Origin of the sequence: Alcaligenes endophyticus (assembly GCF_026344035.1) — a bacterium.
GTDB classification, from domain to species: domain Bacteria; phylum Pseudomonadota; class Gammaproteobacteria; order Burkholderiales; family Burkholderiaceae_B; genus Alcaligenes; species Alcaligenes endophyticus.
The window spans coordinates 316,204-333,398 of record NZ_JAPKND010000002.1; the positions used below are offsets into that span (position 1 = coordinate 316,204).

The window sequence follows — 17,195 nt, forward strand, 5'->3', positions numbered from 1 at the left end:
GCCGTTACAGGATATGGATCATGTTGCTACAACAGGGCGTTATTCCCACTAAGACCTCCTCACCTTTTACTACGAAACGCACTTTCTCGTTAAAGCCTTTGGCTTTTTGCATTGCAACCTTATGTGTAGATGTTAGCCTTAGCACCCAAGCCCACGCCCAACTTCGCGGCGCCTGGTTCACCCAAAGCAATGCCGCCCAGCAACACCAAAACGCCAACAATAACCATGCCATACGCGCCGCCCAACAGGCGGCCAGCATGCAGCAACAACAAGCCGCGGCCCGCGCGCAACTATCGCATTCGCTGGACAACCTAAATCGTACCGCCAGTGCCATTGCGGCCCAACAAGCTGCCCAAAACGCTGCCCGCTTAGCGGCACAGCAACAAGCCAGCAGCGTGGCCGAAGGTTTAGCACAGGGTGGCTTAGAAGTGGCAGTAGGCGACAAGGCACAATGGTTAGGCGCTGAAGCACCGGTACATACACAGCAAAACGGCCAACACCATGTAGGCATCAAACAAACTAACGCTAAAGCCATCCTGAACTGGAACCGCTTTGATGTGGGCCGCAACACCACTGTAGAATTTCAACAAAAAAATACCGATGCGGTGCTGAACCGTGTCGTGGGCGACCAAGTTACCCCTAGCCAAATACAAGGAAAAATCAAAGGCGACGGCACTGTCATGGTGGTCAACCAGAACGGGGTGGTGTTCAGCGGTACTAGCCAGGTGAACGTGCGTAATCTGGTGGCGGCGGCGGCACAGATAAACGACGAACAATTTCTGAAGGGCGGCCTGTACGTCAACGCAGAAGGCTCTCTACCCACCTTTACCGATGCTCTGGGCAGGGTGGACGTCCAGGCCGGTGCTCAGATCCAGGCCCATAGTCCAAGCCGCTCTACCGACGGTGGCGGCTATGTGCTGCTGATGGGGCAAGAGGCTCACAATGCTGGTCAAATTCATACACCTAAAGGGCAGGCTGTATTAGCGGCCGGCGACACCTTTTACATACGCAAAGGGCAGGGCACGGACGGCAACGCCCAATCTACTACACGTGGCAACGAAGTCGTCGCGCACCGCAAGACCGACAGCCAGGCCGGCCTGGTCACCAACCACGGCCTGATCAGCGCCGCCACTGGCGACATCACCCTGACGGGACACGACGTACGCCAAGCCGGCGTGCTGGTCAGCACCACGTCTACCAGTCAGCGTGGCACCATACACTTGTCCACCCGCCGCAGCGATGCGGACGGCCGCGTCACACTGGCGACGGGTAGCACGACTGCCATCCTGGTGGATGCGGAATCGGCGGATGCTCTGGACAGTCAACGTGATACACAAATGGTTCAGGCGGGCACGCCCAACGCCTTTTCGCGCATCGACATTTCCAGCGGTAAAACCATCGAATTCCAATCCGATTCCCTGACCCTGGCCACCGGCGGCGAAATCGCGACTTACGCCGAACACCGAACCCTGCTGCGCCGCGGCGCAGAGCTGGACGTGGCCGGTCAGGTGGGCGTGCGGGTCGCCATGGACAGCAACCAGTTGCTGATCAACGCCCAGGGCAATGAACAGCGCGACGCCCCAATTAACCGCGACAGCAAGAACCTGAACAACAAAGATATCTGGGTGGACCGCCGTCTGCTGGTCTTCGTGCCCAAGGGTACGCAGGGTTACGATTCAGACCGCTGGTATACGGCAGGCGGTCTGCTGGAAGTCAGCGGCTACCTGAATACCGCCCGGCACAGTATAGGCGAATGGCTGGCCCAGGGCGGCACCATTACCGCGACCGGCAAGGACTTTGTGTCCGAAGCCGGGTCGCGACTGAACCTGTCCGGCGGCACGCTGGACGTGCAATCCGGCAAAATAAACCTGACCTGGCTACGCGGCGAAGATGGCCGCCTGTACGAGGCCAGCCGCGCACCCGGCGATTTACTGTACCAAGGCGTGTATCGGGGCTGGGAAGCCCTGCACCCACGCTGGGGCGAACAAGCGACACGCACCTTCTACAACCCCTTGATCGGTCCCCGCACCCGCTTCGAAGCGGGCTATACCGTAGGCCGGGATGCGGGGCATTTGATCATCGGCACCAATCACGCTGCGCTGCACGGCGACATTATCAACGAAGTGTACCAAGGCCCGCGCCAGATCCAGGCCGTGCAAGCAGGAATGGACGGCTATCACCAAAGCCAGACGGCGGTGGCGCGACGCGCCGCCTTGACCGTGGCCTACCCGATTCCCAACTTCAATGCTGCCGGCAACCGTTTTGACGACAAACTGCTGGGCTTGTTCAAGAAAATCCACATTCAGGACGCTGCGACGACGGAATCCATCGACCTGGACGATGCCATCAGCGAAGAACGCCAATCGCGCCTGAATCTGTCCGGCGACTGGCTGAACAGCGCGCAGTTCGGTCGCGTACGGCTATGGGCCCTGGAGTCCGTAGACCTGGACAGCCCTTTGCACTTGCCGCCGGGTGGCGAACTGCACGTTCAAGCGCCGCAAATCGACGTACGTGCCGACATATGGGCGCCATCCGGCGCAATCCGTCTGGATGCCCCCAAGGCCAATCCCCCCTTGCCCATTCAAGGGGATAAAAAAGTCGCCGAACACATTATCGTTCACCCCGGCGTCACCCTGAGCGCACGCGGCCTGCGCATGGATCTAAGTCAGAGCCCGGCACACGAACAAGCCTACCTGCATGGCGGCGACATCGCGCTGACGTCATTGGGCAACCTGCTGCTGGAAGCCGGCAGCACACTGGATGTCTCCACCGGCACTCTGCGCAAGCTGAATCAACAATATACGGGCGGGCGGGCGGGCTCTATTACCCTGAATAACCATACTGGGAACATCAATAACCCTGCAGAACTGAAGCTGGAAGCAAAATTACTAGGCTATGGCCTCACCGACGCCGGCACCTTGGATATCCAGACCGACAGGCCTATTTCCATAGGCGGCCCGCTTCAACATGCCACCGGCGCCCTAAATGCCGGCGAAGAGGCGCATGCAACCCTGATCCTAGAAGACGATTATCAAATTCAGAAAGGCGAGCAACTGCCGTTTGATTATCAAATTCTAACTTGGACGGTAAGCCCAGGAGAAAGGGTCGTAGCATCTGGCTACCTAGACTGGACTATTCAGTACACTCTGCCTGTCGATTGGCACATGGACCAGGACAAAGACGGTAGGATTACTATTTATGATATTAACGGTAACTATTACGCCTCACAAAATTTTCCAATAATCCCCAAAGGGACAATCATCACTTTTGCTCGTTCTAATTTCTCCCAGCACCAACCATTCCTCGTCCGCAAAGAAATTTTCCCGGATGGGGTGACTCTCAAGCCAAGTGCTGGAAAAAAAATAACGCTTCAAAAAGGCTCCGTCGCCGAAAAAGACTATAGCGTCAAGGCAGGAAGCCTTATTCCTGTTGGATCCAGGCTCGAACGCGCCATTCGCCACACGAACCGGGAACTCATCCCACAGACCCAAATCTTTGAAGCCGGTTTCAAAAAATACAATATCAATTCCACTGCCGGACTCTTTGTCCCTGAAAATCAGACGCTGGACATACAACGCAAGATCCTGAATCCCGAAACTGGCGCAGCCTATTTGCCCGCGCTTTACGTACTGGATCCGAAAGGCACGATCAAGCAGCGCCCTGGCGCATCGCTAAGCTTCCAAAGCAATGCCATTCACATTGCAAGCGGCGCTCGCGTCAAAGTTGACCCCTTGCAAGTTATCGCCTTGAAAAGCGGTCAGACCCGTTTGGACGGATCGTTGATCGCTCCAGGCGGGCAAGCATTATTAGAACCGGGCCCACTATTAGGTAGTAATGAAACGCCAACAGGTACCCTACATCTGGGGCCGCAAGCGCACATTGATGTGTCCGCCGCTGCCTGGACCGGCATGGACAAGCATGGGCGCAGCATCGGCACGCTCAGCCCCGGCGGCAGCATCATGCTGGGGGGCCAACTGTTTGAAGATACCAATACCGCTCCGTCAACCAACGCGTCGCTGATTCTAATGCCAGGCAGCCGCCTGGATGCCTCGGGCGGCCAGATCTCGATAAATCCGGACGGAGGCGACCTTCGCACCCTGGCCAGCGACGGCGGCAGCATCATGCTGGGCGCCTCCCGCACGCTGCTGCTGCATGGCGCGGTAAGCGCCCACGGTGGCGGCGCGGGCGCCCAAGGCGGGCGACTGGAAATCCTGCTGGATACGCCTATGTACGCACGGGGCTCCACCGATCTGGATATTCGCCAGCCGCGCGAGCTGTGGCTAAGCCAGCAGCATCCGCAATGGCAAGAACCAACAACCGCATTAACATCCAGCCAGAACCACGTGGGCGTGGACTGGATCCAGTCCGGTGGCTTTGCCGACCTGACGCTCTTCAGCGGCGGGCTGATCGGCTTTGACGGCAGCGTGGCCCTGAGCATGCCGCGCGAGCTGCGCCTGTACGCCGGCGGCCTGGGCGTGGCGGACAAGACCGCCCAGGCCGGGGTCAGCTTGGCCGCGCCTTATGTGCGCCTGGCCGAATATGGCGACATCACTACCCCCGAGGGATTTGCCCGCACACAGCTTCGCTCCAGCAACGAGCCTACTTCAGGAACTGCGTCTTTGCAGGTCCAGGCTAGCCACCTGGATATCCAGGGCGTTGTCAATCTAAGCGCGACCGCCCATTGGGATGTTCCCTACGAACCCTCGCAAGCGCGTCCTTACCAGGGCTTCCAGAACGCTGTCCTGTCCAGTCAAGGAGACATCCGATTCATCCAGGGTCAATCATATGTCACTGAACTGAATGCTCCCGAAAGCCTGACCCTGGAAGCGCAACGTATTTATCCCGACAGCCACACAGCAGCGCGGGTCAACGTAGGCTTACAACAGTCGACGCTTGCACCCGAAGGCGCCTTGTTGATCCGCCGTCCCCACGCCGGCGCGTCGGCCATTCCGCATTCCGTCTTTGGCAGCCTGTATTTGAATGCCGCCCATATCCAGCACGATGGCTCCCTGTATGCGCCCATGGGACTGATCCAGTTCGGCAACAGCTCAATTGAGGCCATCCAGACCCTAAGGCTAAGCGCCGGCAGTCTGACATCCATCAGCGCACAAGGCCTGACTCTTCCCTACGGCGGAACACTAGACGGCCTGGACTATGTCTACAAAGGGCCAAGTTCCAGCTCCGTCTTGCAGCCCGCCATAGGCCTGCGCGCCGAATACGTGCAGGTGGACGATGGCGCACTTTTGGACCTGAACGGCGGCGGCGAACTACTGGGTGCGGGATTTATTGCAGGCCGGGGCGGCTCGGTCGATACCCGCCTCTATCCCTTGATGCAGGTCAACCGCAACGGCAAGGGCTTCACGCTGCCGTCGATCGCCAGCAACCCTGTCTACGCCATCGTACCCGGCTACACCGCCGACTATGCCCCTTTTGGTCAAGGCGAAGGAGCCGTCGCGCCCGCCCATGGCCAGCACATCACCCTGGAACACGGTCTCCCCGGCCTGCCCGCCGGCACATATACCCTGCTGCCGTCCAGCTACGCCGTGCTACCCGGCGCCTTCCGTGTGGAATTCAATGGCGCGGCCCAGGTTCCAAACAAGCTGGCGCCCACCACCCTGCGCAACGGCTCCTGGTCTACCCAAGCCTGGGTAGGGCGCGCCGGCCAGCCGGCCCAGCGCCATCTGGCCCAGGGGCTGATCATCTCCAGCGCCGATATGGTGCGCCGCTACAGCCAATACAACAGCACCAGCTACAGCGACTTCATCCGTCAAGAGGCCATTCGCAATGCCACGGTACGCCGAGTACTGCCGGAAGACGGCAAACAGCTACTCATCGACCTCGTCAACGATATCCACTTCAGCCTTCCGACCGACAACACACCATTGCGTCTATTGGACTTCCGTGGACAAGCCCGGTTTGAAGGAACGGCCGATGGCTATGGCGGCGCGGCAACCCTGTCCAGCACCAATGGCCATTTGCATATTCTGCCCGACCACGACATACCTGTTGCCACAAAAGACCGGGCTTACGCCAAAGCCAGTGACCTGAATCGCCTGGGCGCGACCCGTCTGACGTTAGGATCATGGGACGGTAACGACACCAAAACCATTGCCGTACATTCTGAATCCGCCTTGCGGGCGCCCGAGATCATCTTGATCGCAGAGCATATCCAGATTCAGGCCGGGGCTATTCTTAGCACCCTGGGAGCAGGACCTGCCGACAGCAGCGCCGCCAGACAAGGACGCCTAGATACACCGGCACATAACATGCTGGTCCTGTCCAATAGCCAGTACGAGATTCTGCCCATACCGTCCAATCGCACAGTCACAGGCCGTATTGATATTGGAGCCTGCGACTCGAACACCGTTTCTTGCGCAACGCCGGCTCGCCTTTATTCTGAGGGCATGCTGGCCCTTGTTACCAATGGCCCACTAAGATTAGGCGAACAGGCCCGCTACGGCGCCCGCCACCTGAGCCTGGCCACCAGCAACATAAACGTGGGCAGCGAGCACGCTCTGGACGCCGCCCGCGCCCAGGGCATGCTGCCCGCGGGCCTGACGCTGAACCAGGGCATTCTGGACCGTCTGCTGCAAGGCGACACGTCCTGGGGCGCGCCGGCGCTGGAGCAGCTCAGCCTGACCGCCGGCCAGTCCCTGAACTTCTGGGGCAATGTGGCCCTGGACACCACGGACCCGGCCACGGGCCTCAGCCGCATGGAACGCCTGGTGCTGCGCACGCCCGCCATCTACGGCGCCGGCCAGGCGGGCGAGCAAGCTTACTTGCGCACGGGCGACCTGTACTGGACCGGCCTGATGCAAGCCGCGCCCGCCCCCGTGCTGGGCGGCGCCGGGCACGGCCAGGGCACACTGCGCATCGATGCCGAGCAATTCATCCTGGGCTATGACCCGTTCAGCCGGCCCAACAATACCGACCGGCCCGAGCGCCTGACGCTGGGCTTCGATACGGTGGACGTGACCGCCCGCCGCGCCTTTACCGCCAGCCACGAAGGCAGCCTGAAGGTCTACCGGCGCTGGACCGGCGAAGACCAGAACGGCTCTGTGTACGACGGCGGCCATCTGCTCATCCGGACGCCCTTGCTGACCGGCCGCTCCGGCTCGGCCTCGCACATCACGGCGGGGGGCGCCCTGCGCGTGCAGGGCCTGCCCGGCGCCACCGCCGATGCATCCCTGGCCGGCATGGGTTCGGAAATCCGCCTGGCCGCCCAGGAGATCGAAGTGGACACGCAGGTCGTGCTGCCCAGCGGCCAGTTCCAGGCCCATGCGCAACAGGATCTGATCCTGGGGCCGCAAGCCAGCCTGAACCTGGCGGGCAAGACCACGACCTTCTTTGACGACGACGAAGCCACCCAGTACAGCTGGGGCGGCGACGTGACCCTGGCCTCCCGGCATGGTGATGTGATCCTGGACGCCCAGTCCCTGATCGACGTGTCCGCCGTCAACAATCACGCCGGCTACCTGACGGTACAGGCTTCCGAAGGCCGCGCGGCGCTGGAAGGCCGAGTGCTGGGCGGAGCCTCCGGCCAATATGACGCCGGCGGCACCTGGGTGCCCTATCGCCATGCCCAGCTGGAACTGCAGGCCAAGCATCTGGGCCTGACGGGCGATCTGTCCGAACAATTCGCGCTGCTGAACCAGCGCCTGGACCAGGGCGAAGTCTGGGGCGCGCGCCAGTTCCAGTTCGGCGAAGGCGATCTGCACATAGGCGGCGCCGTGCGCGCCGGCCAGATCGGCATCGCCCTGGACCAGGGCCATCTGACGGTAGACGGCCTGCTGGACGCCAGCGGCGCGCAAGTAGGCCAGATCCGCCTGAACGCCAAGCACGGCCTGACTTTGACCGGCCGCGCCGTGCTGGATGCCCATGGCCGCCTGCTGCGCGTGGACAGCTATGGTCAGGTCATTCACAGCCCCAACCGGGCCGTGGTGGAACTGAATAGCGGCCGGGGCCAATTGACATTGCAAAGCGGCGCGCGCATCGACCTGCGCCATGGCACGGACACCCCCGAACGCGATCCCGAGGCCCGAGGCAGCCTGTGGCTGTACGCGCCGCGCCTGGATGCGGCGGACTCCGGCCGCATGGCCGTGCAGGCCGATGCCGGTCTGGACATTGCCGGCGCGCGCCAGATCGTGCTGCATGCGGTGCAGCAGTATTTCGATGCGCCGGCGGGCACGGACGCCGCCGCCAGCGGCCGTCCGTACCAGGTCATCACCCAAGGCTGGCTGGACGCCAAGCACACGGAAAGCACGCGCTTCATCAACAATGCCCTGGCCAATACCGGCCTGATCCAGAACCAGTTGGCCGGCCTGACCGCCTACCGCGACGCCTTTCACCTGCGTCCCGCGGTGGAAATCCTGAGCGCGACGCCCGATGGCGACCTGGTCGTGCAAGGCGACCTGGACTTGTCCAAGTACCGCTACAACAGCTTGAACCCAAATAGCCCCCTGACCGCTGTCTACGGCTCGGGCGAAGCGGGCGCCCTTGCCATCCGGGCCGGCGGCGACCTGGCCATTTACGGCAGCATCAACGACGGCTTTGCGCCGCCGCCCGCCACGCCCGATGACGACGGCTGGGTATTGGTGCCCGGCAAGCAGCCCTTCGGCGGCGATGTGATCGTGCCCATTGCCGGCGTCAAGCTGGAAGCCGGCACGCAATACCCGGCCGGACGGGCGCTGAACTTCGATCTGCCCGCCGGCAATGTGACGCTGCCCGCCGGCACGCGCCTGCCCGTCGACGTGACCCTGGATGCGGCCTACACCCTGCCCGCCGGCAGCGTATTCCGCGCCGACGTGCATGCGCCGGACGGCAGCCTGCTGCTGCCCGCCGGCGCCCCTGTCCCCGAAGGCGGTCTGGCCTTGCAGCAAGGCGCCAAGCTGGGCGCCGGCCTGCACCTGCCTGCCAGCCTTACCGTGCAGAACATCACCTGGCCCAAGGGCGTCACCCTGCCCGTGGCCATGAATCAGGCCGACCAGATCAGCCTGCCGGTCGGAGCATTGCTGCCGGCGGACACGGATATCAAGTTGGCAGACGGCCTGTTCCGCGTGCCTCTGCGCCCGCTGGACGGCGACCGCCAGGCCTACAACTGGGCGCTGGCGCCCATGCTGCCCAGCGGCTCGCAATCCTGGAATATACGGCTGGTGGCTGGCGCAGATACGGCTGCCGCCGACCCGCGCAGCCTGCGCAGCGACGCCGCCCACGGCAGCCTGGTATTGGGCGACACGCACTATGGCATGGAAAAGGAATACAAGGCGGCAAGCATCTGGGTGTGGGCGCCCGGTAACTGGGCCGACATGCCCGCCGGGGAGGCCGTGCCTGAAGAATACCTGGAGTATTGTGAATCAGACCCAACTTTGTGCGTGCGCCAAGCTCCGCCGCCTCAGTACGTCTGGGCGGAAGGTAACTGGGCCGATATGCCGGCCGGGCAGCCTGTACCGGCGGAATACCTGGAGTATTGCGAAGGCGACCCAAGCCTATGCACGCTCATTGATACAGCAAAAACCGAGCTGGCCGCCGTCCATGCCCGCCAGCCCAACCTGAGCGTACTGCGTACAGGCACAGGCGATCTGGAGCTGTCTGCCCGCCAAAATGTAACCATGCGCAGCCCCTACGGCATCTACACGGCAGGCACAAATACGTTATTGGGAGGCGATCAAGACGCGGCCTTCCAGCAAACTCTTGCCCAAACAGAAATAAAACATCTGCTGAACTCTACAGACAGTCACTACGAAAGCCGTGTTGAGCAGGCCCATCAATACGATAGTCTGCGCAATCCATCCCAACCCAATTGGTATCCAGACCACGGCGGCAACCTGCTCCTGCGCGCGGGCGGCAACCTAAGCGGTGATTCCTGGGGAGTGCCGGCTTCCCTGTCTAACGCACAGACCAACACTAACAGTAGCGATGTGGCGAACTGGCTTTGGACCCAAGGCGCTGACACCGCCACGCCGGCAGCATGGTCGATCAATTTCGGCAGCTATGTCCTGGATTCTCGGACAGCGGAATGGAATACATTTCAGCCTTGGCCCCGCCAGATCGGATTCAGTGGCATAGGCACCTTGGGCGGCGGCAATCTGGACGTCCAGGTGGACGGACAAGCGGGGCTGATACAGCGCCGTAACCATATCTCGGCCCAGCAAGACATCCGCCCGCGTTCCGACGGCCTGGTATTGGCGATTGCCAGCAATGGCCGCGTACTGAATGGGCAGCAAGCGCGAATCGGCGGCGGTGGCGACTTGTCGCTGCGTCTGGCCGGCGGCTGGAACAGCCGGCCCGAAGCCGTGCAGATTCAGCAAACAGGACAACCTATCTTAGCCCAAGCCCATAATCTGGCCGGCGGTATTGTCAATCTGCGCGGCCAAGTACAGCTGCGCGGCAGCCAAGTCGGGATTCTGGAACAACGTTATGGGCTTATGGGGAATGTCGACCTACGCGATACGCGCGCCCTGGACCCCTACGTCTCCAGCAAAGCCCATTCCTTGGCCGGCTTGATATTGACACTGGGTGACGCCAGCGCCAATCTGGCGGCCCGGCGCAGCCTGGTCATGGCGGGTGTAAACGATGCCGGTCGCCTGCAGTCGCCGGTCTATCGCGATAATAGTCGCGGCATGGAGCAAAGCTGGTTCACACTTTGGACCGACAGCACCTCTGTAAAGGCATGGTCGGCAGGCGGTCAACTGGGCGGGGATACGCGTTTTGCAGAAAGCACGAATACCAACCTGAATATGCCGTACTTCAATAACTTCCAGGCGACGGACAGCTTCTACATGCTGCCCGGCCAATATACGCTGGTCGCCACTCAAGGCAGTATCTACCAGGGTTATTCCAATGTATCGGCAAGCAACTCCATCCTGTACGCCCCCTTGATGCTCGCCCCTCAAGGCAAGCGTCAACTGACCCTGCTGGCGGGGCAATCGTACTACGGCAGCGGGCTGCCTATCGCCCAGTCCGCCGCCTCGCCCAATGTACTGGCCACTCCGTTGCAGCCGGGTTTTTACGCATACGAAACGGATGGAACCCCAGCCTATACGAACATTTCCGACGACGCTTACCAGATCGGTACACCCCTGCATGCCTTCGGCATCATGGCAGCGGCGGACACAATCGCCCTGCGGACTGCTCCCTACACAGCATCACGCGTATTTGCTCGAGATGGTGACATCGTGGGTCTGTGGCTGGGCGGCATGATTGAGCATAATATCTATGGCATCAATGGCGGCCAACGCTGGCACACCAGCACTGGCGCCGCGAGTATCCGGGCTGGCCGCGACATCATCTGGTCGGGACAACGCAACGACGAAGCTCCCATGTCCCTCAGCTATTATTTGGGGAGCCCCCGTTATTCTGGCAACCTAATCCTGCACACCCACCCCAACGACATCTCCACCATCATCGCCGGGCGCGATATCCGCTACCTGAACCTGAACGTGGCCGGCCCCGGTACGGTGGAGATCACCGCCGGGCGCAACATCATCCAGGAAGACAAGGCTAGCATCGTCAGCCTGGGGCCGGTGGTGGCGGGCGATACCCGTCCGGGCGCCAGCATAGCTTTGCAAGCGGGCATGAACAACAGCACCTATGCAGGTCTGTTGCAGCAGTACCTGAACCCGGCCTTGCGCGCTGACGCCGGCAAATCCCTGGCCAGCCAGCCTGGCCGCGTGGTGCACAGCTATGAAGGGGAGCTGATGGACTGGCTGCAGGAACGTTACGGCGTGACTTTCAGCGGCGACGATGCCGTGCCGTCCGCCCTGGCGTACTTCCAGGCGCTGCCCGCCGCCCAGCAGCGCATTTTCGCCCGCGATATTTACTTTACGGAACTGCGCGAAAGTGGGCGCGAATATAACGACCCTGGCAGTGCACGTTTTGCAAGCTATGTGCGTGGCCGTCAAGTGATTCACACCTTATTTCCTGATGTGGACAGCCATCAGCAGCCTATTGTGTACCAAGGCGATATTCTCATCTTCGGTGGGGGAGGGGTGCATAGCAACCTGGGTGGTGACATACAAATGTTGGCACCCGGTGGTGGCTTAACCTTTGGTGTGGAAGGTCCGCAGCCACCGTCTACCGCCGGTGTAATCACTCGTGGACTAGGCAATATACAGCTTTACTCTTTAGACAGTATTTTACTGGGGCAAAGCCGCATCATGACCACTTTTGGTGGCGATATACTGGCTTGGTCTGCACAAGGTGACATTAACGCGGGTAGGGGATCCAAAACCACTGTGGTGTATACCCCGCCGCGTCGCGTTTACGACAGTGTGGGTAACATCACTATTAGCCCAGACGTCCCCAGCACCGGCGCCGGTATTGCTACCTTAGCCCCTATTGCCGAAGTTCCAGCGGGTGATGTTGACCTCATCGCCCCCCTAGGCACCATCGACGCAGGCGAAGCGGGTATACGCGTGTCGGGTAACGTTAACCTAGCTGCCTTGCACGTGGTGAATGCCGACAACATTCAAGTCCAAGGCGAATCGAAAGGCATGCCGATTGCGGTGTCTGTGAACGTAGGTGCGTTGACTAGCGCCAGCAGTGCGGCGTCATCGGCGGCTACCGCTGCCCAAGAAACCCTCAGCCGCGCTCGCGACGCAGCCCGCAGCACTCAGCCGTCGCAGATTCAGGTGCAGGTGTTGGGGTTTGGGGCAGGGGGGCAAAGCAGTCAGGCGCCTGCTACGGAGTCCGCTATAGAGCGGCATGCAAGCTACGATAAAAACAGTGCGGTACGTTTGTTGGGTTTTGGGCCATTACAAGCGGCACAGTTGCGCCATTTAAGCCCACAGGAGCAAGCTAGTCTTCATCAGTTATAGGGTAATAAGCTGTGTAGGGGTGCGGTGCTAGAAATAGGCAGCGCGCCCCTATTTTTTTGCAGGAAGTTTAGACACTGGGTAACGTAGCACTACGCATGGATATGTTGTGTAGCACGCCTAGATTCTGCTGACAATGTGTATTTGTTATTGATGCTAGAGTTTCAATCTAGTGTGGAGCCTAGTATGGCATTGCGTCTTAGCACGTATGTCACCTTGATGTATGAGCAGTTATTACGGCAGCAGCGTATTCGCTTATGTGAAGGCTTACCGGCAGTGCTGCCATTAGTGTTGTATACAGGTACTGCTCCGTGGACGGCAGCACGTGAACTTTCTGCTTTGATTCAACCTGTCTCGACGCGCTTTGCTACGTATCAACCGCAACAACGTTATTTATTGATAGAACAAGGTATATGGGCTAAAAATAAAGCGTTGCCGCATACTAATTTGACTGCTCTTTTATTTTTGCTGGAGCATTGCACCGATACTGAGCAAGCACAACAGTTATTACGGGCCATTGATCGTCAATCTAGCCCGTATGCTACTTTACGAAGAGCGTTTTTAGCGTGGTTCCGAGATGCCTACTTAGCCCGTGTTGCTCCCGGGCTGTCTACATACCTTTATCATTCATCGCGATATTGTTACGTCAGCTTGAAAGTAAGTTTGGCCGCTTACCCGCAGGAGTGCAACAGCGTCTTGAGGCTGCAAGTCTTGAACAACGAGAAACGTGGGCCTTGAACTTACTTACAGCGCAAAGCATAGACGAGGTGTTTGAGTAGGAAAGAGCAGTCCTCAGTCGTCGTATGTCTTGGCTAATGAAGCATTGCTTGTTGAGTTTGCTGCTAAAAATTGAGTGCTAGGGCGGCCATCGGCATTATGCTGCATGATGCAGGTGGGACGCCCTAGCTCATCTAGCCACACCTGTCCTATACCTGATCCATTCCACACACGTTCGCCGCGCTGACGTTGATCGGGCAAGCGTGGGCTAATCGCTAGATCGCGGCGTTGAGTAAACCAATTCAGAGGTGAGCGTGGCGAGTAAAGCCAACGGTTTAAGCGATCTAACCAGTCTAGCAAGCGGTGGGGAAATTCATTCTTGATACCGCTGCTGGTAATTTGCCAAATATGAGGAATGGTATCGCTATCCCGCACTTGTACATCGTAAGCGAAAGAGTAATGCACATCGCCAGACAAAATAAGATAGTTGCCTGGGGTGCGCGAGTGGCGAAAGATATTGAGCATGGTGTTGGCAGTTTCTTTATGGGCCATCCAGTTCTCTGCATCCACGGTTAAGGCAAAACCCGCATAGGTACATACGCGTTGAATGACTTCAATCAGTTTGACCCCAAACATCGGAGTGGGTGAGACGATAATGGCCGCTTTTTTACCAATGAGTTGGTGTTGTAGCTCAGTTAAAGACTCCCAGTCCATCAGACCAGATGGTTGGCTGGTGAAATGACGGTTACGCCAGCGACGAGTACGAGTGTTCAGCACAATAATGCAAGGTTCAGTAGGTAATACATAGCCCCAATGTTCAAAGGCTTGTACTTGTTCTATCAACTGATCTTGCTCACGGGCCATAAGATAGCCTTGCTTGTCAGTAGAGCTTGTCAAGCCGTGGGTGGCTTGTATCAGTGCATCAAAGGCATCGGGGTTGTTACCCCAACCTTGGCAAAGTAGGTATGCTACGAGGGCATTACCCACAATGCGACGCGAAAATGGATGCTCATAAACCGTGCTTTCCCATTTGGCAGAAAGATTCCAATCATCCGTAATATCATGATCATCAAAGATCATTAGGGTAGACAGATGGGCAAATAGCCGGGCTGCATAAGGTAATTCTTGTTGAAACAGACTGATTGATTGTGTCTCGCGCCGCCACCGTTGTTGCAGTCCTACGCTCAAGGGGCTGGGCGCCTCTGGTGGAGTAATGAGTTGCCAAGGTATAGGCGACCAAACCAGTAGATACATGGCTATTACCTCAGCTAAAGTGACTAGGTGGTTATGGGCATTGGCAGTAGTAAAAATAGGTTTTTCTACGCCGCCAAAGAAGCGTTCGCGCAAGGCTTCGTTAGATTTGAAAGCGGGGAGTAACTTGATGCGCTGGTAGTAGCTATCTGGGTGGGTATAAAGCGTTGCACTGTCCGCAACGACAGCGCCTTCTAAATACTCACCGAATAACCCTAAGCGTTGGATCAAAGCGTGAATGGCCGCTAGCATAGGGCCAGCGACGTCATCCACATAAACCTGATCACCACACAGCATTAGGAGAGCAGGGTGTGCGCTTGTATCGTCTGAGGAATTGGCGAGCACTTGATCCGCTTTAGCCAGTCCGTCGCGCGCGTGGTGATGCGGTTTGCGACATGAGCCAAACAGTATGTTGTTAGCCTGACTACGTAAGACGAAATGTGCGTGTTGAGCCGAGGCGTATAGCAAATGCGGCGCCCAGTGAGCGATCCCAAGCAATTGTCCGGAATCAGTCTGCACGCGCACATCATAATGGATCAGAGTGTCTTGTGGCAGTGGCGTGTTCAGCGCTAGGTCAACCAGTTGGATAAACGCGTGCCGACCGACAGGAACTGTTTGGCAGTGTTCGTCGCCTAGAGTATGAACCTGAGCGGCGTGCCCTTCAGGTTTGAGCCAAAGTGTCATGACGACAGGTTTACTCGTGACTAACCAAATAATCAGACGGTCCGGACTGAGACGGCGTAATAGAGGCCCCACCAACACAGGAGGGAGTTCGTGAAGCAAAGATGCTGACATGCAATGGGAGTAAAGCAAATTAGAAAGCTAATGGACCGTTTAGTCTGAGGAAAGTTGCACAAGCGCGTAGCGGTTCTTACACTGGAAAAGTGGCGAAAATTTGCTTCAGTCGTGTCACAGCTATGCGTAGTTCGTCGGGAGTATAGGCAGCAAATCCCATCAAAAACCCGCGCTGATAAGGGGCTTGTTGGCATAGCCCTTGTAAACCTAATAGCTCAATATTGGCGCGACGTGCGCGGCTAATAATATCGGATTCTGCATCTTGCGTTAATAAACGACACGCCATTTGCATGCCGCCTGCGGGAACCTGAGCGTGCAGATAATCGCTCAGTTCCTGTTCGAGTAAGCGAGCCAATGTGTCGCGTCGTTTAGCATAGAGTTGGCGCATTTGACGTATGTAAGCACCAAAGTGGCCGCCCTCGATAAAGCGCGCTAAGGTTAGTTGTGCAATGGCGGCACTATGGCCATCTTGTAGCGAACGTGCAATGGTGAAGGCCTCCACCAACGGTGGCGGTAACACCATATAGGCCAAACGTAGAGCAGGAAAAAGCGACTTAGTAAAAGTGCCTATGTAAATCGTGCGGTCTTGGCTATCTAGCCCTTGTACACAGGCAGTGGGTTTGCCGTCATAGTGGAACTCGCTATCGTAGTCATCTTCAATAATCCAGCCTTGATGGCGATGTGCCCATTCTATGATGCTGAGACGCCGCTGCAATGACAAGCTGGTGCCGCTTGGAAATTGATGCGAAGGGGTTAGGAAAACAGCCTTGGCCGCATTGGGCATATTAAGGATATGCTCAACTTGCATACCCTCTTGATCCAGGGGTATGGGTATACAGCGTAAGCCCGCAGCGATGAATGCTTTGTAAGCGCCTTGGTAGACAGGATCTTCGATAAACACCGCATCGCGTGGATCTAATAACACGTTTGCCACTAACGTTAACGCTTGTTGCGAACTGGTTAAGATCAGCACACGGTCGGCGCTAGCGCGGGCTCCTCGCTCTAGGTTGATGTAGTCAGCAATCGCTTGCCGTAAACTTAATAAGCCTTGGGGCGGGCTATGACTTAATACTTGAGTGCCGTGTTCTTTCAGAGCTTGACGCTGCAAACGCTCCCATAGAGCGAGCGGGAAACGTCGGGTTTCCGGCACACCAGGTGCAAAAGGGCGTGGAATTAAAAAATCTCGCAAGCCACCACTTTGAAAGATGGCTTTGCCGCGGTGGCTAAGGTGCATCGTGCTGCTAGGAGGGAGCTGCGCTGGTTTAGGCCCTTTCACGCTCATGCCGCGTGCACGTTCGGATACATGCGTGCCACTGCCCACTTTGCGCACAATGAATCCTTCGGCGTGCAACTGTCCATAGGCTGTTTCAATGGTGTCGCGGGATACTTCTAATGATTGGGCTAATGCTCTTGAAGCAGGCAATGCTTTACCCGCCTCAAGGGTGCCGTCAAGAATCATCTGCCGGATGGCCCGGTGAATACGGCCATGCAGGGGAAGCGGGCGATAGTCGGGGTGGTTAATCCACGTTTTAACCGACTCCAACTGAGCATGCTTGAACAATGGTCTGCTCCATTCTCTTAAAGTGGCGGGATAGCACCATCCATTTTAGGGCTATAAAA

General features: G+C 58.3%; 5 protein-coding genes and 1 pseudogene. 3 read left to right on the top strand and 3 right to left on the bottom strand.

The annotated features are described in order from the left end of the window. Positions 1–119: 119 nt before the first annotated feature. Positions 120–272, bottom strand: coding sequence for a hypothetical protein (locus OSH01_RS05830; RefSeq protein ID WP_266123135.1), 153 nt, complete (start codon positions 270–272; stop codon positions 120–122). On the opposite strand from OSH01_RS05830, the gene OSH01_RS05835 reads away from it, so the two are divergent. The 3 genes and pseudogenes from OSH01_RS05835 to OSH01_RS16510 all read left to right on the top strand — a co-directional run bounded on the left by OSH01_RS05835 (position 258) and on the right by OSH01_RS16510 (position 13,591). Beyond that, positions 258–12,815, top strand: coding sequence for a filamentous haemagglutinin family protein (locus OSH01_RS05835; RefSeq protein ID WP_266123136.1), 12,558 nt, complete (start codon positions 258–260; stop codon positions 12,813–12,815). The two genes, OSH01_RS05830 and OSH01_RS05835, sit on opposite strands and share 15 nt — an antisense overlap. Positions 12,816–12,950: 135 nt before the next feature. Continuing rightward, positions 12,951–13,307, top strand: a pseudogene (locus OSH01_RS16505) (Rpn family recombination-promoting nuclease/putative transposase); the annotation flags it as partial. 188 nt (positions 13,308–13,495) lie between these two features. Then, positions 13,496–13,591 carry a hypothetical protein gene (locus OSH01_RS16510; RefSeq protein WP_376918130.1) on the top strand — a complete coding sequence of 32 codons (96 nt, stop codon included), beginning with the start codon at positions 13,496–13,498 and terminating at the stop codon, positions 13,589–13,591. Between the two features lie 13 nt (positions 13,592–13,604). Here OSH01_RS16510 and OSH01_RS05845 read toward each other — a convergent pair whose 3' ends face one another. Both OSH01_RS05845 and pdxR read right to left on the bottom strand, forming a co-directional pair. Further along, a complete protein-coding gene (locus OSH01_RS05845; protein ID WP_266123138.1) occupies positions 13,605–15,575 on the bottom strand; it encodes a metallophosphoesterase family protein in 1,971 nt (656 codons plus the stop codon). 76 nt (positions 15,576–15,651) lie between these two features. After that, positions 15,652–17,136, bottom strand: coding sequence for a MocR-like pyridoxine biosynthesis transcription factor PdxR (gene pdxR / locus OSH01_RS05850; protein WP_266123139.1), 1,485 nt, complete (start codon positions 17,134–17,136; stop codon positions 15,652–15,654). Positions 17,137–17,195 lie beyond the last annotated feature (59 nt).

Bases quoted from the DNA above. Each gene is read 5' to 3' on its own strand.
- OSH01_RS05835 (WP_266123136.1), top strand. From the start codon at position 258: ATGCAGCAACAACAAGCCGCGGCCCGCGCGCAACTATCGCATTCGCTG.
- OSH01_RS05845 (WP_266123138.1), bottom strand. From the start codon at position 15,575: ATGTCAGCATCTTTGCTTCACGAACTCCCTCCTGTGTTGGTGGGGCCT.